The organism is Gaiella sp. (assembly GCF_039915195.1).
Lineage (GTDB): Bacteria > Actinomycetota > Thermoleophilia > Gaiellales > Gaiellaceae > Gaiella.
In genome coordinates this window covers 1-22,416 of record NZ_JBDSNT010000132.1, presented here as the reverse complement: position 1 = coordinate 22,416, position 22,416 = coordinate 1, and the positions used below count along the sequence as shown (strand labels likewise).

Below are 22,416 nucleotides of genomic sequence, written 5' to 3'. Positions count from 1 at the left end.
GGGATCGGCGGTCGGTGCGGGTCGGGTTCTGTGGTTTGCACGAACAGTGGTGCCGAGAGAAGTATACTCTGGCTCGTGAAAGATTTTATTCAAAGCTCCGTATTCCCGAGATGACGACACCAGCACCTGTTCCCTCGGCCGACGAACTCGTCGGGCGCCGCCGCCGGCTCGCCGATCTCGTCCGCGCTGCGGTGCCGGACGCGTATGGGCCGTCACTGACGGCAGGCTGGGCGCCGGATGACACCGATCCGTTCGGGCCTGTTCTCATGCTCGTGCGCGGGGCGCCTCCTTCGACCTCCACCTTCCGTCAGAGCAACGACTTCTACTACCTCACCGGGCTCGAGGTGCCGAACGCGTACGTCGAGATCGACACGCGCGACGGGCGCTCGACGGTGTATCTCCCGCATCGCAACCTCGCCGGCGAGCGGAGTGGCGGCACGCGGCTCTGCGCCGAGGATGTCGAAGGGGTGCGTGCGTTGACGGGGGCCGACGACGTGCGGCCACTCGAGGATCTTCCGACCACGTTCGGTCGTCGGATCAAGCGGCGCGTGAGCCCGGTCGTGTTCACACCTCTCGCGCCGGCCGAGGGTCGGCGCGGCACGCGGGACGGTGATCTCGACGCTGCAGCGGAGGAGCTTGTAGACCCCTTTGCAACGTCCGCGTCGCGCGAGGCGGCCTTCGCCGATGCTCTACGGGCGCGGTTCCCGACCCTCGAGATTCGCGACGCAAGCCCGTTCCTCGATGAGCTCCGGACGATCAAGAGCGCGTCCGAGCTTGCGCTGATGCGCGAGGCGGGACGGCTCTCGGGCCTCGGTGTCCTGGAAGCGATGCGCTCGACAGCCCCGGGCGTGATGGAATACGAGCTGGGTGCCCTGGCGGAGTTCGTCTTCCTGCGCGGCGGCGCCTTCGGCAGCGCCTACGAGCAGATCGTCGCTGCCGGCGAGAACATCTGGTACGGCCATTACGGTGCGAAGTCAGCGAAGCTCGAGGCCAGCCAGCTCGTGCTCATGGATGCCGCACCTGACTACCGCTACTACGCGAGCGACATCGGGCGCATGTGGCCGGTCACCGGTGCGTGGGATCCGTGGCAGCTCGAGCTCTATGGTTTCATCGTGCGCTACCACGTCGAGCTGCTCGAGCGAATCCGTCCGGGAGTGACCAACGTCGACGTGCTCGATGGGGCGGCAGACGCGATGCGCGGAGTCATCGACAGGACGGCGTTTTCGAAGCCGATCTACGAGGAGGCAGCGCGGAAGAGCCTGGACTTTCCCTATCACCTCTCACACCCGGTCGGGATGTCGGTACATGACGTCGGGGAGTATCGCGGCGCACCGTTCGTCCCGGGGCAGGTGCTGACGGTCGATCCGATGCTCTGGGTTCCGGAAGAGCGCCTTTACATCCGCGTCGAGGACACCGTCGCCGTCACCGACGATGGGATCGAGAACTTCACCGGCGCCGTTCCTTTCCTCCCGGACCAGATCACAGCCGTCATGAGCGAGCCCGGACTACTCCAGACGTTCGCGCCGCGGTGACGGACAGAAACCGTCACCGGCTCTGGTTCGAGACGCCCGCCCCGCGTTGGCTCGCGTCGCTCCCTGTCGGGAACGGGCGCCTCGGCGCGACGGTGTTCGGCCGGGTTTACAAGGAGACGATGATCTTCAACGAGGACAGCGTCTGGACGCGTTGGCCCGACGATCGGCACAACCCTGACGCGTTGAAGGCTCTGCCGGAGGTACGCCGGCTCCTGATGAGCGGCAGGATCGAGGAGGCTCACACGTTGGCCGAGCTTTCGATGTTCGGGACGCCGCATCGCCAGGCGAGCTACCAGGTGCTCGGAGACATGACGCTCCTCTTCGGGGGCCATCATGAGGAGCTCGTGACCGGCTACCGCCGCGCACTCGACCTCGACGACGGCATTGCCTCGGTCGAGTACGAGCTCGACGGAGTCCACTTCAAGCGCGAGGTTTTCGCGAGCGTGCCGGACGACGTCGTCGTACTGCGCTTCGAGGCGTCGGCGCAGGGGATGATCGAGCTTGGCTCGCACTACTACCGCCGCTACGACGCCTTCGAGCGGATCGAGGGTAACGATCACGTTGCGGGAGGAGCAATCGGTGCGCGGGGGACGCGGTTTCACACCCGCGCGAGAGTACTCGCCGACGGCGGAGCGGTGGAGGTGCTCGGCGATCACATCTCGGTGCGCGAGGCAGACGCGGTTACGATCATCGTCGGCGCCGCGACCGACTTCGCGAGCGACGATCCGGAAGCGGCCTGCGTGGAGGCGCTTTCGTCGGCGGCCGCGCGCTCGTACGAGGAGCTGCGCGCGCGGCACGTCGCGGATCACCGGCCGCCTATGCGGCGCGTTCGCCTCGAGCTGCGAGGCCCCGCTGATGCCGAGCTGGAGGTACTACCCACCGACGAGCGGCTCCATCGCGTCGTCGCCGGAGGGCTCGATCCTGGCCTCGTGTCGCTCCACTTCCAGTTCGGGCGCTACCTTCTCCTCGGCTCGAGTCGCCCCGGAACGCAGCCCGCGAACCTCCAGGGGATCTGGAACGACAGCTACCAGCCGGCCTGGGACAGCAAGTTCACGATCAACATCAATACCCAGATGAATTACTGGCCGGCCGAGGTTGCAAACCTGCCAGAGTGCCACCTGCCGCTCTTCGACCTGATCGACCGACTGCGGGTCACCGGGGCTCGCACCGCCGAGGTGCACTACGGCTGCGGCGGATACGTCGCCCACCACAACACTGACCTCTGGGCCGACACTGCCACGCTTGACAACGTCTTCTGCGGCCTCTGGCCCGCCGGGGCTGCCTGGCTCGCCCACCACCTCTGGGAGCGCTACGCGTTCGACCTCGATGAGGCCTTCCTCCGGGAGCGGGCCTATCCGGGCATGAAGGAAGCGGCGCGCTTCGTGCTCGACTTCATGGTTGAGGATCCGGAGACCGGGGAGCTGCTGTTCGGGCCGTCGTTGTCGCCGGAGGCGCAGTACAGGGACTCGAACGGGCTCCGCTCTGGACTCTGCATGAGCCCGGCCGGCGATACGCAGATCATCAGGGGCCTCTTCGAGCGCTGCCTCGAGGCAGCCACAATTCTCGGCATCGACGATGAGTTCGCCGCCGAGGTCGCCGCCACGCTGCCGCACCTCCCCGCGATGCGCATCGGAAGCCGTGGGGAGCTGCAAGAGTGGCGGGAGGACTACGCCGAATGGGAACCGGGACACCGCCACGTCTCCCACCTTTTTGCGGTCTACCCGGATGCGCAGATCACGCTGCGCTCGACTCCCGAACTTGCCGCGGCGGCGCGACGGGCGCTCGAGCTCCGCATCGATGCCGTCTCGGATCGTCCGCACGGCGGCTGGAGCGTCGCCTGGCTGTCGCTTCTCTGGGCTCGCCTCCATGAGGGCGCCGAGGCGCACGAGCAGCTGATCCGGGTACTCCGCAAGAGCACGGATCTCAGCCTGCTCGACCTCTCGCCGCCCGGCGGCACGAACCCGCTCACCGTCTTCCAGATCGACGGCAACCTCGGGGCCGTCGCGGCGGTGTGCGAGATGCTCGTACAGTCGCACGATGGAATCGAGCTGCTCCCAGCGTTGCCGCCCGAGTGGCCCTCCGGGAGCGTTTCCGGCTTGCGACTTCGCGGCGCCTTCGAGGTCGATATCGCATGGCACGACGGCCGGCTGCAACACGCTCGTGTCCGATCGACCGCAGGCGCTCCCTGCGTACTTCGGAGCTCTGAACCTCTTGTGATCTCGCGGGTCGGTGCGGGCGTCGCCGTCGTCGAGGAGGACGGGCTGATCCGATTCGACACCGAGCCCGGCGCGGTATTCGAGATCTCCCCTCACCAACATCCACCCCGAACGGAGGCTGAACCGGAATGAAGCCGTACTGGCAAGGCGTCTTCCCCGCCGTGACCACCCAGATGCACCGCGACGGGTCGATCGACCTCGAGTCGACCGCCCGTCATCTCGAGGTTTTGATCGACTCCGGTGTAGGGGGACTCGTGATGTGCGGCTCTCTCGGTGAGAACCAGTCGCTCGGCGGTGACGAGAAGCGGGCTGTCGTCGAGGCAGCGGTGAGCGTCGTCGCCGGGCGCATTCCGGTGCTCGGTGGTGTGGCCGAGACAAGCTCGCGCGCGGCCTGTCGCTACGTCAAAGACTGTCGCGCCGTGGGGGCGGACGGCTTCATGGTCATGCCCGCGATGGCCTACCGTGGAGACGAGCGAGAGGTGCTTGGCCATCTTCGCGCGGTCGCGAAGGCGACAGACGCGCCGCTGATGATCTACAACAATCCGATCGCCTACGCGAACGACGTCACTCCGCGGATGTTCGCGAAGCTGGCCGAGATCGACACGATCGTCGCCCTGAAGGAGAGCTCGGACAACACCCGTCGGATCACTGATCTGCGGAACGAGGTGGGCGACCGCTTCGCCCTGTTCACGGGTGTCGACGACCTTGCACTCGAGAGTGCGGTGCTCGGGATCGACGGTTGGGTGGCGGGAATCGGTCTCGCGTTCCCCTACGAGAACCAGCTCCTCTGGGACCTGACCCGGGAGGGCAAGTGGGACGAGGCTCGTGCGCTCTATCGCTGGTACACGCCGCTCCTCCACCTGGACGTCAGCACGAAGCTGGTACAGAACATCAAGCTTGCGATGCAGGAGGAAGGACTCGGCAACGAGTGGGTCCGCGCTCCCCGGCTTCAGCTCGTGGGAGCTGAGCGGACTCGGGTCATCGGGATCATCCGCGAGGGAATCGCCACACGGCCGAAGCTCCTGGGGAGAAAGCGTGCGGCGAAGTCTCCCGGCACGCGTCGGAGCTAGACAATGACCGTGGTAGAGGCGCACCGACCAAATGTCGTCATCGTCGTGGCGGACGACATGGGCTACGGCGACCTCGGCCTCTTCAACGACGGTCGCAGCTCGACGCCCCACCTCAACGCGATCGCCGCGGAGGGAGTCTGTCTGGCGCAGCACTACTCGGGCTCGCCCGTGTGCGCGCCCTCACGCGCCGCGCTCCTCACCGGACGCTACCCCCACCGCACCGGTGCGATCGACACGCTGCAGGGTCGGGGGCTCGACCGGATTGCTCTGTCCGAGACCACGATCGCCGACCTCTTCCGATCGGCGGGATATCGAACAGGGCTCGTCGGGAAGTGGCACAACGGCGCGCTCGATCCACGCTTCCACCCGAACGCCCGCGGCTTCGAGGAGTTTGTGGGCTTCTGCGGCGGGGGCTCCGACTACTACGATTACGCCCTCGATATCGACGGAGTCGAGGTCGAGGGCGACCGCCGCTACCTGACCGATGTGTTCACCGAGCACGCAGACGCGTTCGTCCGGCGGCATGCGGACGAGCCGTTCTTCCTCGTAGTCGCCTACAACGCCCCACACTTCCCGATGCAGGCGCCGGAGGAGATCGTCCAGCGATATACCGACGCGGGGGAGACGCTCGGCGCCGCGCTGACTTACGCGATGGTCGAGGTAATGGACGCGGGAATCGGCAGGATCGACGCGACGTTGCACGAGCTCGGCCTCGCCGACGACACGATCGTCCTATTCACGAGCGATAACGGCCCCTACCTCGGCGAGGTTCTCGGCGTCAGCCTCGACCGTTTCAACTACGGCTGGCGCGGGGCGAAGCACTACGTCTTCGAGGGCGGGATCCGTGTGCCGGCGATCGTCCGCTGGCCGGGCCGGGTCGAGCCCGGGCGAATCGAGGAGTCGATGGTGCACTTCACCGACTGGCTGCCGACCCTCGCGGCGGCCGCCGGCATCGACGTACCCAAAGCCCTGGACTTGGACGGGAGCGATGTGGGCGGGGTGCTCGCGGGCGAGGAGAGCGATGTAGTGGAGCAGCGGTTCTGGCAGTGCAACCGGTACGCGCCTCGGATCGAGGGCAATGCGGCGATGCGGGACGGCGACTGGAAGCTCGTGCGGCCCTCGATCGACTCGCTGATGAAGGTCACCGACGGGGATCGGCTGGTCGACAAGGCCCTCAACTTCCGCGGGCAGGACGCGATCAAGGAGGTCGACCGCTCGCCGCTCCCTGAGTTCGATCCGGGCGACCCGCCCGCGCCCCTGCTCTTCGATCTCGAGACCGACCCGTTCGAGCAGAACGATCTCGCCGCGAGCGAGCCCGACCGTGTTCTGGCCATGAGCGCGGCACTCGAGGAGTGGTTCGCCTCGGTCGAGGCAGACAGGGCGGGTAACGTCGACGATCGGCTGTTGTGACGCCACCGAACGTGATCCTCATCCAGGCCGACGACCATGGCACCCTCGACGCGGGGTGCTACGGCTCTGCCGACCTGCTTACGCCGGCGCTCGACGCGCTCGCGGCTCGCGGGACACGGTTTACGCAGGCCTACGGGCACACGGTGTGCTGCCCCTCACGCGCGGCACTCCTGACGGGTCGCTACCCACAACGATGTGGGATCAACGACTGGTGCTCGAACCATCCGTCGGACGAAAGGGGCGTGGGTGTAGCCTCGAACGCCGTCACGCTCGCCTCGATGCTGCGATCTCGTGGCTACCGGACAGGTCTCTTTGGCAAGTGGCACCTGGGATCCCGGCCAGGGAGTCGACCGCGCGACTGCGGCTTCGACGAATTCTTCGGGCACTTGGGAGGCTTTATCGACAACTACTCGCACCAGTTTCTCCACGCGAAGCCGGAACAACCACCATTCCACGACCTCTGGGAGAACGAGGCGGAGGTCTTCTCGGACGGCCGCTACTTCCCTGACCTGGTGACGGAGCGAGCCCTGAGGTTTCTCGAGCAGGAATACCGCCGCCCCTTCTACCTGCACGTGGCCCCCAACCTTCCCCACTACCCGTACCAGCCGGACGTCGATCTCGCGGAAGCGTGCGCGCACCTGCCCGAGCCCCGAGCATCGTATGCCGCAATGGTCGCAACACTCGACCGGCGCGTCGGGCAGATACTCGAGGCGGTCGATCGACTAGGACTTCGCGAGCGCACGCTCGTCTGTTACACGAGCGACCACGGCCACTCGACCGAAGACTTCGCCAACTGGGGCGAGAGCTATGGCGCACGAGGTGGCGGGGGAGACACAGGACCGTGGCGCGGGGCGAAGGGAAGCTTCCTCGAAGGCGGCATTCGCGTTCCGACAATCCTCAGCCTCCCGGGAACGATCCCCGCCGGCGAGGTTCGAAACCAGCTCGTGACGAACATGGACGTGATGCCCACGATTCTGGCGGCATGTGGCGTCCCGGAACCCGGTGCCGATGGCGTACTGGACGGCCGGAGCCTATGGCCCATCCTCAACGACTCGACGGCTCGCACACCGTACGAGACACTCTGTCTCCAGTGGCAGGATCGTTGGATGGTGCGAGAGGGCGACTGGAAGCTCCTGTTCAACGGGGTCGATACGACAGGGCAGCACTCGCGTCACCCCGAAGGAAACCGCGAACTCGGGCGATGGCACCTCGCATCGCTCGTCGCCGACCCGCCCGAGGTGACGAACTTCACCGCAGCGAAGCCGGAGATCACCGCGCGACTTCGCGAGGCGTACGAGCACTGGGCGGTAGACGTGCTCGAAGAACGATGTCCGGTCGCCTGAAGTGAACGGGGTTGCGATACTCCGCCTCGAGCGCGGGCGCCGGTCCGTGCCGACCGAACGACGATCGGAGCCCGAACGGTGAGAGCGCTCGTCAAAGCGAGAGCAGAGCCAGGCCTCTGGCTCGAGGATGTTCCGGCGCCGGAGATCGGAATCAACGACGTCCTGATCCGGGTTCGCAAGACCGGGATCTGTGGCACTGACCTTCACATTCATTCCTGGGACGCGTGGGCGCAGAAGACCATCCCGGTGCCGCTCGTGATCGGTCACGAGTTCGTCGGTGAGATCGTCGAGGTCGGTTCGAACGTGAACGACTTCACGACCGGTGACATTGTCAGTGGCGAAGGGCACGTCGTCTGCGGCCGCTGTCGCAACTGCATGGCCGGTCGGCGGCACCTCTGCGCGCACTCGATCGGGCTCGGAGTGCAGCGGCCCGGAGCGTTCGCGGAGCTCGTGGCGCTCCCGATGACGAACATCTGGCACCACTGGGACGGCGTCGACGAGGATGTCGCCTCGATCTTCGACCCCTTCGGCAACGCCGTGCACACTGCGCTCGCGTTCCCCGTGCTCGGTGAGGACGTGCTCGTCACCGGGGCCGGCCCGATCGGCTGCATGGCCGTGGCCGTCGCCCGACATGCCGGTGCCCGACACATTGTCATCTCCGACCCGAACGCCTACCGCTGCGGGCTCGCGCTGCAGATGGGTGCGACTGCAGCGATCGACCCGACGAAGGATGGTTTCGAGGAGATCCAGCGCGATCTCGGTATGACCGAGGGCTTCGACGTCGCGCTCGAGATGTCCGGCCAGGCGGCGGCGCTGCGTGGCCTCCTGCCCGCAATGGCGCACGGTGGGCGCGTCGCGCTACTCGGGATCCAGACAGGCGAGGTGCCGATCGACTTCACTCCGATCGTCTTCAACATGCTCACCCTGAAGGGCATCTACGGCCGGGAGATGTATGAAACCTGGTACCAGATGGCCGTAATGGTGCAGGCGGGTCTCGACATCAGCCCTGTGATCACGCACCGGTTTTCCCACCTCGACTTCGAGGAGGCGTTCTCGATCGCCGCCTCGGGAGGCTCCGGGAAGGTGATACTCGACTGGACCGATATCCCGTAGGGGATGGGCGCATGCCCATCCCGAAAGGAGGCGCCGTGTACGGATCACTCCAGCAGGAGCTCGTCGGGCAGCTCGACGATCTCAGAGAGGCGCGTCTGTACAAGGGCGAGCTCGTGCTCTCCTCGCCGCAGTCGGCGCACGTCGAGGTCGAGGGCTTAGGGGCCCTCCTCAACTTCTGTGCGAACAACTACCTCGGGCTCGCTGATCATCCGGCCGTGATCGAAGCGGCGCGTGATGCGCTCGAGCGCTTCGGATTCGGGATGGCGTCGGTGCGCTTCATCTGCGGCACCCAGACGCTGCACAAGCAGCTCGAGGAGCGGCTCTCCGCCTTCCTCGGCACCGAGGACACGATTCTCTTTGGCTCCTGCTTCGATGCCAACGGGGGCCTGTTCGAGGCACTACTCGGCCCCGACGATGCAGTGATCTCGGATGCGCTCAACCACGCCTCGATCATCGACGGGATCCGGCTCTGCAAGGCCGCGCGATTCCGCTACGCGAACGGCGATCTCGGCGAGCTCGAGGCGCGGCTCACCGAGGCGGCGGGCGCTCATACTCGGATGATCGCGACCGACGGCGTCTTCTCGATGGACGGCCACATCGCCGACCTCGAGGGCATCTGCGAGCTCGCCGACCGTCACAACGCGCTCGTCATGGTCGACGACTCGCATGCCGTCGGGTTCGTCGGCCCGAACGGGCGTGGCACCCCCGAGCTGCACGGCGTCACCGAGCGCGTCGACATCATCACGGGAACGCTCGGCAAGGCGATGGGCGGCGCCTCGGGCGGCTACGTCTCGGGCCGCCGTGAGATCGTCGAGCTGCTGCGTCAGCGCGCGCGACCGTATCTCTTCTCGAACAGCGTGGCGCCGCCGATCGCGGCTGCCGGGCTGAAGGCGATCGAGCTCGTCGAGGGCTCGCCCGAGTTGCGTGACCGCCTCTGGGCGAACACTGCCCGCTTCCGCTCTGCGATGAGCGAGGCGGGATTCGACATCGTCGAGGGAACGCACCCGATCGTTCCGGTCATGCTCGGCGACGCTGCTGTGTCGGCGCGCTTCGCGGAGCTCCTCTGGGCGCGTGGCGTCTACGCGATCAGCTTCTCGTTCCCGGTCGTCCCACGCGACACGGCCCGCATCCGTACACAGCTTTCTGCGGCCCACAGCGTCGAAGACGTCGATTTCGCGGTGGCGCAGTTCGTTGCGGTTCGAGACGAGCTCGGGATCTGATTCGAGTATGGACGCTACGACTCAGCCGTCGACCGGCAGGAGCGTGAACGCGGGCTCGCCGGTGAGTGGCTGGACTGCGCGGAAGTGTCGCTCGTCGAACGTTGCGATTGATGTCGTCTCGAGTCGTGCCGCCAGCGCGACAAGTGAGGCATCGGTGAGGCTCACCCCGAGATCCCCGTACCTCTGCGCGATCCGCACTGACTCGGCAACAGCCGAGCTCCACCAGGCGATCGTGTAGCCGCCGCGGTCGATGTCTTCGAGGAACGCCGAGCGCGCCGCGGCACCCAGCCGTGCCGCAGCGAGGTGATCGACCTCCGCCAGCACGAGTGGTGTGGTCAGGAGGTCGCGGTGGGGCCGGTCGTACCACGATCGCGCTGCCTCGTGCCCGGCGTCGCGCGCGTCGATGAGGGCATAGGCGACTGAGGTGTCAACGACGATCACTCGCCGAACCCTGACTCCGCGAGAGCCCGATCGGTGTCGCTCGAAACCCATCCGGGGCCTGATCCGACCCCGATCGCCGTGAGTCTCGGCTGGGCGGAGTCGCCGACGGCGTTCCTGAGCGCCTGGCGGATCAGCTCTGCCTTCGTGACGCCGACGACGGCTGCCCGGCGCGCGAGCGCGAGGTCGAGTTCGGGCTCGAGGTAGAGGCTGGTCTTTTTCACCCTACGTAGGGTGCCATTCGCGATCGACGCTGTCAACCGTGGTTAAGCGCGTGGAATCGCCCGGTCGGGTCACGCCCGCGCCTCGCGGGCGCGACCCGACCGGCTTCTAGTAGCGGTACTGGTCGGGCTTGTACGGCCCGTCGACCGGGATGCCGATGTAGGCGGCCTGGTCGGGACGCAGCTTCGTGAGCCTTGCGCCGAGTGCCTCGACGTGGAGGCGTGCGACCTTCTCGTCAAGGTGCTTCGGCAGTACATGGACGCCGAGCGGGTACTCGTCCGCCCGGGTGAACAGCTCGATCTGCGCGATCGTCTGGTTCGTGAACGAGTTGCTCATTACGAAGCTCGGATGCCCGGTCGCGTTGCCGAGGTTGAGCAGCCGCCCCTCCGAGAGGATGATGATGGCGTGCCCGTCGGGGAAGACCCACTGGTCGACCTGCGGCTTGATCTGGATCCGCTCGATGCCCGGTAGTGCGGCGAGCCCGGCCATGTCGATCTCGTTGTCGAAGTGGCCGATGTTGCCGACGACCGACAGGTGCTTCATCCGCTGCATTTGCTCGACCGTGACGATGTCCTTGTTGCCGGTCGCCGTGATCACGACGTCCGCCGTGTCGATCACGTCGTCGAGCGTCCGCACCTCGAAGCCCTCCATCAGTGCCTGCAGTGCGCAGATCGGGTCGATCTCGGTCACGACGACGCGCGCCCCCTGAGCTCGCAGCGATTCGGCCGAGCCCTTACCGACGTCGCCGTAGCCGCAGACGACGCAGAGCTTGCCCGCGAGCATCAGGTCGACTGCACGGTTGATCCCGTCGACGAGTGAGTGGCGGCAGCCGTAGAGGTTGTCGAACTTGCTCTTCGTGACGGAGTCGTTGACGTTGATCGCGGGGAAGAGCAGGGTTCCGGCCTCCGCCATCTGGTAGAGCCGGTGCACGCCGGTCGTCGTCTCCTCGGTGACGCCCTTGATGTCGGCGGCGATTCCCGTCCACTTCCCGGCGTCCTCGGCGATCGATGCCTGGAGCAGCGTGAGGAAGACCACGAACTCCTCCGACTCGGCCGAGGCCGGATCGGGCACGGCGCCCGCCCTCTCGAACTCGAGGCCCCTGTGCACGAGCATCGTGGCGTCGCCGCCGTCGTCGAGCAGCATGTTCGGGCCACCGTCCGGCCACGTCAGCGCCTGCTCGGTGCACCACCAGTACTCCGTCAGAGTTTCGCCCTTCCACGCGAACACCGGCACGCCGCTCGGCTGCTCGGGTGTCCCGTTCGGACCGACCGCCACGGCGGCAGCGGCATGATCCTGGGTCGAGAAGATGTTGCACGACGCCCAGCGCACCTCGGCGCCGAGCGCGACGAGCGTCTCGATCAGCACCGCCGTCTGGATCGTCATGTGGAGCGAGCCGGTGATGCGAGCCCCGCGGAGGGGTTGCTCGTCGCCGAATTCGCGGCGCATCGCCATGAGCCCGGGCATCTCGTGCTCGGCGATCGTTATCTCTCTACGGCCGTACTCGGCGAGCGAGAGATCCGCAACGCGGAAGTCCGTAGCCGACAGTTCACGAACAGCGATCTGGGTCATCAGTGTCTCCTTGGACGCGCGGCGCACAGCCGCGGCAGGTTCATGTTGGTGCGTTGAAAGCTCGGTCGTCGCGGGTTGGGCGACACCATGGAGAGTACCCGAGCGTGCCCATCCCGAGGAGCCGGCGCCGGTCGTCAGCTCGCCGTCGCCTGCCGCTTCCACTGTGCGCTGCTGTTCCCGCTCGTCAATGCCGAGACGACGGCACGGCGGACGATGCGGCCGTCGCGCGCAAGACCGTAGAGCTGGATCCGCCGGGGGAGCTCGTCGAGCGCGACCTCGAACCGAGCCGCTGCCAACGGCAGCGTGAGGAGCTCGCCCTCGACGTAGTCCTGCCGCGGATCGGGGCGGACGCTGACCCGGATCGTCCACTCCGTCACCCCTGGAGCGACGTCCCACGCCAGCTCGATCCCGTCACCCGTGGACTTCTTGCGGACTGCCATGTTTCCGACGATCGTCGCGGACGGCTGAAGCGTCAGGCGCCTGATCGGTCGAGGTGTCGATCCCGCTGCGGGCCGTGCTGCCGGTCGTGAGGCGTCGACGATTGCCTCGAGTGCCGCGAGCGTTGCGCGCTCGACCGCAGCCACCGCGGACGCGAGTACCGAGTGCGCGAGCCACGGTTCCGCGGTCAGATAGCGGCGGGTCTCCTCGTGGACACCGGCCGTCAGCCCGGTCATGTCGGGAACGAATCCGTCGAGAGCGAGACGTTGTGCCTCGCGGAGATACAGCGCATGGCGAAGGCGCAGCGCGTAGGCGATCTGCTCGGGCGCGTAGGAGTCGACCGTGAGGTCGATCGGGAGCAGCCACTCGGGCTCGCCGTTGCCGCTCAGCGCAGACATGTCGCTAGGCCGTCGGTCGCCGCTTGCGCAGCCAGTACCTGAGGAAGTAGACCGGCAAGACGACGCCCGCTGCGAGGAACGCCCCGATCCCCCAGGCCGTTGCGTGCGTGCTGCCGTGCTTGTCTGCGTGTCTGAATGTCAGCATCGAGATGCCTGCGGCGATCGCGACGGCGATCAGGAATTCGGCGGGTGTCATGTCCATCGCCTGCCCAGTGTAGGAGGACACGAGATCTCGCCGGCGAGTCTCGTTCGGCGGGCGCCCTCCTGCCCGCCTGTAACGATGAACGCAGAAGCTCCACATCAACCTTCGGAACGGGAGGCACTCGTGCCCGGAAAGTTCATGATCAAGAAGGGGCCGACCGGGAAGTTCCGCTTCTCGCTCGTCTCGACCAACGGCCAGATCGTCGCATCGAGCCAGGCGTACGAGAACAAGGCGGCAGCGATGAGAGGCGTCGCCTCGGTGCAGAAGCTCGCTGCGGGCGCCAGGATCGTCGACTTGACCGTTGCCGCCGCGGCATCGGCCGCGAAGCCCGCGGCAAAGCCGGCCGCGAAGAAGGTCGCAGCCAAGCCTGCTGCCAAGAAGCCTGCTGCCAAGAAGCCGGCTGCCAAGCGGCCCGCAGCCAAGAAGAAGTAGTCCGAGCGGCGGTGAGGGGGTGGGGATTCAGGCCCCACCCCGGCCGCAGCTCCTGGGAACTACTCCTAGAAGATCTGCTCGAGCGTTCGCGGATACGGGTCGACGATGATCACCCCGCGTGCATAGACTCGCCGCATGCCGATCCAGCGTTGGGCCGACGAGCCGGTCGAGGAGCTGACCCCGTTGATCGGACGGCAGGTCGTCAACACCGAGATGATGACGATCGCTCGCATCCATCTGAGCGCTGGCGCGATCGTGCCGAGCCACTCTCATCCTCACGAGCAGGTCGCAACTGTGCTCGAGGGCCGATTGCGATTCGTCGTCGGCGACGAGGTGCACCTGGTCGCGAGAGGCGACAGCATGTTCGTCCCGAGTGGCGTGTCTCACGACGTCGAGGCCCTGGAGGACTCGCTCGTCCTCGACGTCTTCGCCCCGGTGCGCGACGACTGGGTTCGCGGCGATGACGCCTACCTGAGGCGAGGGAGCGATTGAGGCCCGTGTCACCCCCTCGCATCAGATGATGTTTGCTGTCACGCTTCGCGTCGAACCTGAAGCTAGCCGACAGTTCCTCTGCCCGCACGTCACGAGAAGGCGGCCTCACGCCAGTGCGCCGGCTTGGAAGAGGCTAGCCCGCGAGGAAGCTTCGGATGCTGCGCACGGCCTGGCCGATGCGCTGCTCGTTCTCGACGAGTGCGAAGCGCACGAACCCGTCGCCGTCTGCACCGAAGCCGACCCCGGGTGACACGGCGACGCTCGCCTCGCGAGCGAGCCGCTCCGCGAACGCGAGCGACCCGAGCGAGCGGAACCGCTCCGGGATCGGCGCCCAGACGAACATCGAGCCCTTCGGCTTCGGGAAGGACCAGCCAGCACGATCGAGACCGTCGCAGAGAGAGTCCCGGCGGGATTCATAGACTGCGGACGCCTCCCGTGGGTAGTCGGGGAGTTCGTTCATCGTCACCGTCGCGGCGATCTGGATCGGCTGGAAGGTGCCGTAGTCGAGCCACGACTTGAGTCGCGCGAGCGCGGCAACGACGGCAGCGTTCCCGACGACGAACCCGACCCGCCACCCCGCCATCGAGAACGACTTCGTCAACGTATAGAGCTCGACCGCGACCTCGTCGGCGCCGGGGACCTGCAGGATCGAGGGCGCCTTGTAGCCGTCGAACACGAGGTCGGCATAGGCGAAGTCGTGGACGACGAGCAACTCGTGCTCCCGGGCGAAGTCGACGACTCGCTTCATGAAGGCGAGGTCGACCGTCGCGGTCGTCGGGTTGTGGGGGAACGAGAGGATGACGACACGTGGTTTCGGCTGGGCGCGCTCCCAGGCCTCTTCGAGGTTCGCGAAGAGATCCTCGTCGGCTCCCATCGGGACGCGCGTCACCGATGCTCCGGCCAGGATCGGCGCGTGGATGTGGATCGGGTAGCTCGGGCTCGGCACGAGCGCCGAGTCGCCCGGCTCGAGGAGCACCCACATCAGATGTGAAAGGCCCTCCTTGGCCCCGATCGTGTTCAGCACCTGCGTGTCCGGGTCGAGATCGACGTCGAACTGGCGCTTGTAGAGCGTCGCGGCGGCGAGGCGAAGGTTGGGGATGCCCTTCGACGCCGAGTAGCGGTGGTTGCGCGGATTCCGGGCCGCCTCGGTGAGCTTCTCGACTGCGAGCTCCGGTGAGGGGAGGTCGGGGTTGCCGAAGCCGAGGTCGACCACGTCGGCGCCTCCACGCCGCAGCTCGAGCGTGAGCTCGCGGATGACAGCGAGAACGTACGGCGGGAGGTTGTCGACGCGGCGGAAATCCATCCTCACAAGCCTACGGGGAGTCCGTCGGACCTGGTCGCGGTATGCGTCGTCCCGCGACCGCTCTCGGGCGTTCGCGGCGTTCGCGGCGATTGCGGCGGCGCTCGGCTAGAGCTATCGCCCGGGCGCGGCTACCTATCTCGTGCCGGGACGGCCGCCAGTTGTCCCGCCACGAGCTCGTGGTAGCGCGGCACCTCGAGCAGGAAGGAGTCGTGTCCCCAGGGTGAGGCGACCTCCTCCTGGACGACGTCGCAGCCCGCGAGCGCGAGCACGCGCGCGATCTCGGTCGAGTGCGCAGTCGGGAAGCGCCAGTCCGTGTCGAACGAGACGACGAGGAATCGCGTCTGCACTTCCCGGAGGCGAGCGATCACGGCGGCCTCGTCGGCGAACGGGTCGAAGTAGTCCATCACGCGGGTGAGGTAGAGGTACGAGTTCGCGTCGAACCGGTCGAGGAACGTCTGGCCCTGGTGCTCGAGGTAGCTCTCGACCTGGAAGTCGATGTCGAACGTCGGCTCCGCGCCGATGCGATCGCGCCCGAACTTGTGGCGGAGGCTCTCCTCGGAGACGTAGGTGATGTGCGCCATCATCCGCGCGATCGAGAGGCCGACACGGGGCTTCTCCCCGGTCGCGTAGTAGTCGCCGCCGGCGAAGTGTTCGTCGCCCGTGATAGAGGCGCGTGCGACCGCCGAGAAGGCGATGTTCTGTGCGCTCAGGCGCGCAGAGGCGCAGACGAGGATCCCGTTCTCGATCTCCGTCGGGTGATCGAGGGCCCACTGGAGCACCTGCATGCCACCGAGCGATCCCCCGATCGCGCCGTGCAGCTTCTCGATCCCGAGGTGCGCGAGAAGGCGGCGGTGGACAGTGACGAGATCGGCGACCGTGAAGTGGGGGAACCGCAACCCGTACGGGCTACCGGTCGAGGGGTCGATCGACGACGGCCCGGTTGTTCCCTGGCAGCCGCCGAGCAGATTGGGGCAGATGACGAACAGCGAGTCCGTGTCGAGCGGCTTCCCAGGCCCGATCAGCGTGTCCCACCAGCCGGGCCGCTTCGCGTCCCCGTGATGTCCTGCTGCATGTGCATCGCCGGTGAGTGCGTGGCAGACGAACACTGCGTTCGATCCGTCGGCGGCGAGGGTGCCGTACGCCTCGTACTGCACCTCGACGGGGGCGATGCGCGCACCGGACTCGAGCACGAGCGGATCGTCCTCCGTGAAGAGGACGACCCGCAGTGGCTCGACGTATCCCACCGATCCCACGTTCGCGTCGATCAGACCGCCGCGGGAACCGCTGCCTTGACGAGTGCCTGGTCGAGGTCCTCGATGATGTCGGCGACGTTCTCGATCCCGATCGACAGGCGGACCGTGTCCTGCGTCACGCCGGAGGACGCAAGCTCGTCCTCGTTCAGTTGCGAGTGCGTCGTCGACGCGTTGTGGATCGCGAGCGACTTCGCATCCCCGATGTTCGCGAGGTGGCTGAAGAGCTCGAGGTTCTCGATGAACGCCTTGCCGGCTTCGAGCCCGCCGGAGATGCCAAACGTGACGAGCCCGCCGTACCCGCCGGTGAGCACGCGATCGGCGACTTCCTTGTACGGGTTCGATTCGAGCCCGGGGTAGTTCACCCAGTTGACGGCATCGTGCCCCTCCAGGTGCCGGGCGACCGCTAGCGCGTTCGACGAGTGCCGCTCGATCCGCAAGGGCAGCGTTTCGAGCCCCTGGATGAACATCCACGAGTTGAACGGCGAGGCGGCTGCTCCGAGGTTGCGCAGGAGCACTGTGCGCACCCGACCGATGTAGGCGGCCGGCCCGAGAGCCTCCGCCCAGACGACGCCGTGATAGGAGGGATCGGGCTTCGTCAGCCCCGGATAGCGCTCGGCGTTCGCGGTCCAGTCGAAGTTCCCCGAGTCGACGACGATGCCCCCGATCGACGTTCCATGGCCGCCGATGTACTTCGTGGCGGAGTGAACGGCGATGTCTGCTCCCTGCTCGAACACACGAGCGAGGATCGGTGTCGGCACCGTGTTGTCGACGATCAGCGGGAGACCCTGAGCGTGCGCTGCGTCGGCCCAGGCGCGGATGTCGATCACGTTGAGCTTCGGATTGCCGATCGTCTCCGCGAAGACGAGCTTCGTGTTCTCGTCGGTCAGCGCGGCGACCGCGCCGGGATCGTCCGGATCCGCGAAGCGCACCTCGACCCCGTACTGCGGGAGCGTGTGTGCGAACAGGTTGTACGTTCCGCCGTAGAGCGTCGAGACGGAGATGATGTTGTCCCCCGCACGGGCGATGTTGAGCACGGAATACGAGACAGCCGACTGGCCGGACGCGGTCGCGACGGCTGCGAGACCGCCCTCGAGCTGCGTGACGCGCTGCTCGAAGACGTCCTGGGTCGGATTCATGATCCGCGTGTAGATGTTCCCCGGCACCTTGAGCGCGAAGAGATCCGCGGCGTGCTGGGTGTCGTCGAAGACGTACGAGGTCGTCTGGTAGATCGGGACAGCGCGCGATCCCGTCGTCGGATCCGGTACCTGCCCGCCGTGGAGTGCGATCGTCTCCGGCCTGTGATTGCTCATCCTGCTGCTCCTTCCGTCGAGTCCCGGGAACGACAAAGGCCCCTGACGTCCTGTCCCGGGGCCTCGGTGCTCCCGCCGGCGGCGGGTGCAACGTCTTCCATCTTCCCGCTCACCGCCCGGGACGGCCGGCTCGCGGCTGGAGTTCGCACCTGTCGGACGGGTGTCCCGGTTGCGGCGGTTTCGTCGGGCCAGTTCCCTCGACCGCTCATGATGGGCGACGCTTCACTTCGGAAAGTAACACATGAGCGCCCTCGCGCCAAAGTCGCCGCGAGTCGGGCGAAGCGCGGCCGAATCTCGCCGTGTGTTGCAAACAGGTTACGCATGGCCTCGACGCCGGCCTGAGGCGACTGAAATCCACCTGAGCCGATCCGGTGCTTGGTATCATCGCGCTCATGGGAAATCTTGGCATTTACTTCATCTTTCTGATTCCGCCGATGATCCTCGGCTTCATCATTCAGCATCGGCTGAAGACCACGGTCGCGAAGCAGATGCAGGTGCCGATCGCGAACGGTATGACCGGTGAGCAGGTCGCGCGGATGATCCTCGACCACAACGGGCTCTCGGGCGTGCCCGTCAACCAGGCGCAGGGTGGGCCGCTCTCGGATCACTACGATCCTCGACATCGCACCGTCAACCTTTCGCCCGGCGTCCACGACGGGAACGCTGTAGCGTCCGTTGCGATCGCCGCGCATGAGGTCGGCCACGCGATCCAGCATGAGAAGGCGTACGGCCCGTTCAGGGTCCGGAGCACGATGTTCCCTGCCGTCGCTTTTGCGTCGCAGACCTGGATGCTCCTTCTTCTCGCCGGCGTGTTCCTGCAGATTGCAGGGCTTGCCCAGGTTGCCATCGTCCTCTTCGCCGTCGTGGTGCTCTTCCAGCTCGTGACGCTTCCCGTCGAGTTCGATGCGTCGAAGCGCGCGAAGGTGCAGCTTCACTCGCTCGGCCTCGTCGGTGGCGGAGAGGAGCAGGGCGTCAGCAAGGTGCTCAGCGCCGCAGCGATGACGTATGTCGCCGCTGCTCTCGCAGCGCTTTCGCAGCTCGCGTACTTCGCACTGATGTTTCTCGGTAACCGCGACTAGTCGCTTCGCGTGCGTCCCGTGGCGCTGATCGTGAGGGCGGGCGCCGTCGTAGTCGTCGTCGCGTTCCTCTTCACGCTGCTCATCGACGGCGCGCCGAAGCCGGTGACGGAGCAGGTGCAGGCCGCGCCCGAGAAGCAAGATGTGGCGAAGAAGCCGGTTGGGGCGGAGAAGAAGACGTCGCGCGCGGCTCCCGCGGGCGTCGTCACGATCGTCGCGACCGGGGACATTGTCATGGGCTCGACCCCGAACCTTCCCCCGGACGGCGGCCGCTCGTTCTTCAACGGCGTCAAGGCCGATCTCGCCGGGGACGTCGTGCTCGGCAACCTCGAGGGAACGCTGTCGACGGGTGGTGGCTCGAAGTGCGGGTCGGGCAGCACGAGTTGCTACGCCTTCCAGACGCCTCCGTCGTACGCCGTCTGGCTGAAGAAGGCCGGGTTTACGATCATGAACCTGGCCAACAATCACGCGTACGACTTTGGCCCCTCCGGCCAGGAGCAAACGCTCGCCGCGCTTGCGAAGCAGCGTCTCGCCCACACCGGACGCCCGGGTCAGATCGCGTACCGGCAGGTCGGTGAGATCAACGTCGCTGTCGTCGGTTTCGCGCCGTACCCCTGGGCGCAGCCGCTGACGGACATTCCGGCGGCACGCAGGCTCGTGAAGAAGGCCGCAGCGAACGCCGACGTCGTGATCGTGACGATGCACGCGGGCGCCGAGGGCGCCGAGCACAGTCACGTCTCCCCGGGAACAGAGACATATCTCGGCGAGAATCGGGGCAACGTCGTCGCCTTCTCGCATGCCGTCGTCGACTCCGGCGCGGACGTCGTGATCGGGCACGGTCCGCACGTCCTCCGCGGTATGGAGTGGTACAAGGGCCGGCTGATCGCCTACTCGCTCGGGAACTTCGCGGGGTACAAGGTGTTTGCGCTCGGCGGGCCGCTCTCGCTCAGCGGCGTCCTTCGGATCACGCTTCGCGGCGACGGAGGGTTCGACAGCGGCACCCTCGTGCCGACGCGGCTCATCGGGGCCGGAGTTCCGGCGCTCGACCCGGCCGAGAGCGCGCATACAATCGTGCGAACGCTCTCCCGGCAGGATTTCGGCAGGCGCGGCGTCAGGGTGTCGCCGAACGGCAATCTCACGCGCTGAGTAACGCTTCGAGCACGACCGACGACTAGCACGAGAGTAAACCAGGCACTAGCGACCGGGAGGGCAGCGTGCGCGAGTTCGACGTGGTGGTGATCGGCGCCGGAGTCGGCGGTGAGGTGGCGGCGGGGAGACTCGGCGAGAACGGTCTTTCGGTGGCCATCGTTGAGGACAGGCTCGTCGGCGGTGAGTGTTCCTACTACGCCTGCATGCCGTCGAAGGCGCTGCTCCGTCCGGTCGAGCTCGCACGGGAGGTCTCGCGCGTTCCCGGCCTCGAGCTCGGGCCGATCGATGTCGCGGCGGTGCTCCGGCGGCGCGACGACGTGATCGCTCGGCTCGACGACGCCGGGCAGGTGCCGTGGCTCGAGGCGCGTGGCGTCACGCTCGTGCGCGGGCGCGGGCGCCTCGCCGGCGAGCGTCGGGTCGTCGTCGGCGATGACGAGCTTCTCGCCCGGAAGGCCGTGATCGTCGCGACGGGCTCGACCGCGCTCGTACCCGACATCCCGGGTCTCCGTGAGGCCCGGCCGTGGACGAACATCGAGGCGACGACGGCCACGAAGGCGCCTCCCCGGTTCGCGATCCTCGGCGGCGGTGTCGTCGGCGTCGAAATGGCCCAGGCGTGGGCTGCCCTCGGATCGCGGGTCACGCTCGTGCATCGGAGCGACCGTCTGATCGAACGCGAGGAGCCGTTCGCCTCGGTACAGGTTCTCGAGGCGCTTCGCGAAGGAGGCGTCGATGTGCGCCTCGAGTGTTCTGCGATCAGGGTCACGCGCTCGGATCACGTCGAGCTCGAGCTCGACGACGGGTCGATCATCGATGCGGACGAGGTACTCGTTGCCTTCGGCCGCGTACCCGGTGTGGCCGGGATCGGGCTCGAGACGATCGCTGTTGGCGACGACAGCGCGCTTCAGGTGACGGATGAGATGCGTGTCCCCGGGCACGACTGGCTGTTCGCGGTCGGTGACGTCAACGGGCGCGCGCTGCTCACGCACATGGCGAAGTACCAGGCGCGTCTCGCCGCCGACATCGTGCTCGGGCGACGCTCAGAGCTTCGTTCCGACGGAGCGCAGTCGCCGAGAGTGATCTTCACCGACCCACAGGTCTGTGCCGTGGGCCTGACCCTCGAGGGGGCGGAGGCGGCAGGGCTTCGTGTTCGGCACGTCGACGTCGACACGAGCGGGAACGCGGGCGGCTCGTTCGTCGGTCGCGGCGCTGCCGGAACGGCGCGGATCATCGTCGACGAGGATCGGCGCGTGATCGTCGGCGCCACGATCACCGGCGCCGAGGTCGCGGAGGCGCTCCACGCTGCAACGATCGCGGTCGTCGCGGAGGTGTCGATCGACGATCTCTGGCACGCTGTGCCCTCGTTCCCGACACGCAGCGAGTTGTGGCTCAAGTTGCTCGAGTCGTACGGGCTGTAGCGACTCGAACGCTGCTGTCCGCCACGGCGATCGGAGAACCGATCGCCGTGGTGCGCAGAGCCTTTACCCTCTTCCCGTGGGTCTCGTCTCGATCTCCGGCGGTGCAGGGTTTCTCGGCCTTCACCTTGCACGCCGTGTCCTCGCGGACGGGGGCGCCGTCCGTACCCTCGATACCGCTCCAATCGACGACGCGGAGCTCGAGCGCGGAGTCGAGGAGATACGAGGGGACATTCGCTCGGAGCGCGACGTGCGGGCGCTCGCGTTGGGCGCGGATGTCGTCGTCCACGCCGCCGCGGCGCTGCCGATCCAGTCATCGCGCGAGGCGATCCGCTCGGTCAACGTCGAGGGCACGGCCAACGTTCTCGCCGCCGCGCTCGGCGCGGGCGTCAAGCGGGTCGTCCTGATCTCATCGACGGCAGTGTACGGCGTGCCGGAGCGGCATCCGATCTACGAGACCGACCCGCTCGTCGGCGTGGGGTGGTACGGCGAGTCCAAGATCGAGGCTGAGCTGCTGGCAGGCGAGTTCGGCCGCCGCGGCCTCGATGTCGCGATCATTCGTCCCAAGACGTTCATCGGCCCCGAGCGTCTCGGCGTCTTCGAGATTCTCTTCGACTGGATACGCGAGGGTCGGCGGATCCCGATCCTCGGCGACGGCGGCAACCTCTACCAACTGCTCGCCGTCGAGGATCTCGTTGACGCAGTCGCTCGCAGCTTCGTGGCCCCGGTCGGAGGCGAGGCGCTGAACATCGGCGCGGGTGTCTTCGGGACGGTGCGCGACGACCTCCAGGCGCTGATCGACCACGCGGGCTCCGGCT

General features: G+C 67.0%; 20 protein-coding genes, 1 pseudogene and 1 riboswitch. Of the genes and pseudogenes, 13 read left to right on the top strand and 8 right to left on the bottom strand.

What is annotated here, in order from left to right; translation table 11 throughout:
- The first annotated feature begins 110 nt into the window (after positions 1 to 110).
- The 7 genes from ABIR74_RS12365 (at position 111) to ABIR74_RS12335 (ending at position 9,904) form a co-directional block, all read left to right on the top strand.
- Positions 111 to 1,532, top strand: coding sequence for an aminopeptidase P N-terminal domain-containing protein (locus ABIR74_RS12365; protein ID WP_348178557.1), 1,422 nt, complete (start codon positions 111 to 113; stop codon positions 1,530 to 1,532).
- Positions 1,529 to 3,880, top strand: a complete 2,352-nt coding sequence (locus tag ABIR74_RS12360) for a glycoside hydrolase family 95 protein (protein ID WP_348178555.1) — start codon at positions 1,529 to 1,531, stop codon at positions 3,878 to 3,880. Before ABIR74_RS12365 ends, ABIR74_RS12360 begins: the two co-directional genes overlap by 4 nt.
- Complete coding sequence (locus ABIR74_RS12355; protein WP_348178554.1) at positions 3,877 to 4,818, top strand: dihydrodipicolinate synthase family protein; 942 nt, start codon at positions 3,877 to 3,879, stop codon at positions 4,816 to 4,818. Before ABIR74_RS12360 ends, ABIR74_RS12355 begins: the two co-directional genes overlap by 4 nt.
- A gap of 3 nt (positions 4,819 to 4,821) precedes the next feature.
- Positions 4,822 to 6,228, top strand: coding sequence for a sulfatase-like hydrolase/transferase (locus ABIR74_RS12350; protein WP_348178552.1), 1,407 nt, complete (start codon positions 4,822 to 4,824; stop codon positions 6,226 to 6,228).
- On the top strand, positions 6,225 to 7,571 hold the full coding sequence (locus ABIR74_RS12345) for a sulfatase-like hydrolase/transferase (RefSeq protein WP_348178550.1): 1,347 nt from the start codon (positions 6,225 to 6,227) through the stop codon (positions 7,569 to 7,571). Before ABIR74_RS12350 ends, ABIR74_RS12345 begins: the two co-directional genes overlap by 4 nt.
- A gap of 78 nt (positions 7,572 to 7,649) precedes the next feature.
- Entirely contained in the window at positions 7,650 to 8,684 is a 1,035-nt protein-coding gene (gene tdh / locus ABIR74_RS12340) for an L-threonine 3-dehydrogenase (RefSeq protein WP_348178548.1), read from the top strand.
- Between the two features lie 35 nt (positions 8,685 to 8,719).
- Positions 8,720 to 9,904: a glycine C-acetyltransferase gene (locus ABIR74_RS12335; RefSeq protein WP_348178587.1), complete on the top strand. Its 1,185-nt coding sequence runs from the start codon at positions 8,720 to 8,722 to the stop codon at positions 9,902 to 9,904.
- Between the two features lie 21 nt (positions 9,905 to 9,925).
- On the opposite strand, the gene ABIR74_RS12330 is transcribed toward ABIR74_RS12335, so the two are convergent.
- The 5 genes from ABIR74_RS12330 to ABIR74_RS12310 all read right to left on the bottom strand — a co-directional run bounded on the left by ABIR74_RS12330 (position 9,926) and on the right by ABIR74_RS12310 (position 13,171).
- Positions 9,926 to 10,345 carry a PIN domain-containing protein gene (locus ABIR74_RS12330; protein ID WP_348178546.1) on the bottom strand — a complete coding sequence of 140 codons (420 nt, stop codon included), beginning with the start codon at positions 10,343 to 10,345 and terminating at the stop codon, positions 9,926 to 9,928.
- On the bottom strand, positions 10,342 to 10,566 hold the full coding sequence (locus tag ABIR74_RS12325) for a CopG family transcriptional regulator (protein WP_348178544.1): 225 nt from the start codon (positions 10,564 to 10,566) through the stop codon (positions 10,342 to 10,344). The genes ABIR74_RS12330 and ABIR74_RS12325 overlap by 4 nt, the downstream gene beginning before the upstream one ends.
- Before the next feature lie 106 nt (positions 10,567 to 10,672).
- Positions 10,673 to 12,133 (bottom strand): adenosylhomocysteinase, encoded by a 1,461-nt coding sequence (gene ahcY / locus ABIR74_RS12320; RefSeq protein ID WP_348178542.1) that lies wholly within the window; start codon positions 12,131 to 12,133, stop codon positions 10,673 to 10,675.
- A 134-nt stretch (positions 12,134 to 12,267) separates the two neighbouring features.
- A complete protein-coding gene (locus ABIR74_RS12315) occupies positions 12,268 to 12,969 on the bottom strand; it encodes a hypothetical protein (protein WP_348178540.1) in 702 nt (233 codons plus the stop codon).
- Between the two features lie 4 nt (positions 12,970 to 12,973).
- Complete coding sequence (locus ABIR74_RS12310) at positions 12,974 to 13,171, bottom strand: hypothetical protein (RefSeq protein ID WP_348178538.1); 198 nt, start codon at positions 13,169 to 13,171, stop codon at positions 12,974 to 12,976.
- A 138-nt stretch (positions 13,172 to 13,309) separates the two neighbouring features.
- Here ABIR74_RS12310 and ABIR74_RS12305 point away from each other — a divergent pair.
- Both ABIR74_RS12305 and ABIR74_RS12300 read left to right on the top strand, forming a co-directional pair.
- Positions 13,310 to 13,471, top strand: a pseudogene (locus tag ABIR74_RS12305) (YegP family protein); the annotation flags it as partial.
- A gap of 267 nt (positions 13,472 to 13,738) precedes the next feature.
- The gene (locus ABIR74_RS12300; protein ID WP_348178536.1) at positions 13,739 to 14,095 is read left to right on the top strand and encodes a cupin domain-containing protein; all 357 of its coding nucleotides are present in this window, start codon (positions 13,739 to 13,741) and stop codon (positions 14,093 to 14,095) included.
- Positions 14,096 to 14,228: 133 nt separating this feature from the next.
- Here ABIR74_RS12300 and ABIR74_RS12295 read toward each other — a convergent pair whose 3' ends face one another.
- From ABIR74_RS12295 to ABIR74_RS12285, 3 genes are all read right to left on the bottom strand, one after another.
- Positions 14,229 to 15,398, bottom strand: coding sequence for an aminotransferase class I/II-fold pyridoxal phosphate-dependent enzyme (locus ABIR74_RS12295; protein WP_348178534.1), 1,170 nt, complete (start codon positions 15,396 to 15,398; stop codon positions 14,229 to 14,231).
- A 128-nt stretch (positions 15,399 to 15,526) separates the two neighbouring features.
- Complete coding sequence (locus ABIR74_RS12290) at positions 15,527 to 16,642, bottom strand: homoserine O-acetyltransferase (RefSeq protein ID WP_348178532.1); 1,116 nt, start codon at positions 16,640 to 16,642, stop codon at positions 15,527 to 15,529.
- Between the two features lie 20 nt (positions 16,643 to 16,662).
- Positions 16,663 to 17,961, bottom strand: coding sequence for an O-acetylhomoserine aminocarboxypropyltransferase/cysteine synthase family protein (locus ABIR74_RS12285; RefSeq protein WP_348178530.1), 1,299 nt, complete (start codon positions 17,959 to 17,961; stop codon positions 16,663 to 16,665).
- Between the two features lie 94 nt (positions 17,962 to 18,055).
- Positions 18,056 to 18,178: riboswitch (SAM riboswitch) on the bottom strand.
- A 175-nt stretch (positions 18,179 to 18,353) separates the two neighbouring features.
- On the opposite strand from ABIR74_RS12285, the gene ABIR74_RS12280 reads away from it, so the two are divergent.
- The 4 genes from ABIR74_RS12280 to ABIR74_RS12265 form a co-directional block, all read left to right on the top strand.
- Positions 18,354 to 19,040 carry a zinc metallopeptidase gene (locus tag ABIR74_RS12280; RefSeq protein ID WP_348178528.1) on the top strand — a complete coding sequence of 229 codons (687 nt, stop codon included), beginning with the start codon at positions 18,354 to 18,356 and terminating at the stop codon, positions 19,038 to 19,040.
- 9 nt (positions 19,041 to 19,049) lie between these two features.
- Positions 19,050 to 20,183: a CapA family protein gene (locus tag ABIR74_RS12275; protein ID WP_348178526.1), complete on the top strand. Its 1,134-nt coding sequence runs from the start codon at positions 19,050 to 19,052 to the stop codon at positions 20,181 to 20,183.
- Positions 20,184 to 20,251: 68 nt separating this feature from the next.
- A complete protein-coding gene (locus ABIR74_RS12270) occupies positions 20,252 to 21,601 on the top strand; it encodes an NAD(P)/FAD-dependent oxidoreductase (protein ID WP_348178524.1) in 1,350 nt (449 codons plus the stop codon).
- A 76-nt stretch (positions 21,602 to 21,677) separates the two neighbouring features.
- Positions 21,678 to 22,416 (top strand): NAD(P)-dependent oxidoreductase (locus ABIR74_RS12265; protein WP_348178522.1); only part of this gene is annotated, 739 nt, incomplete at its 3' end.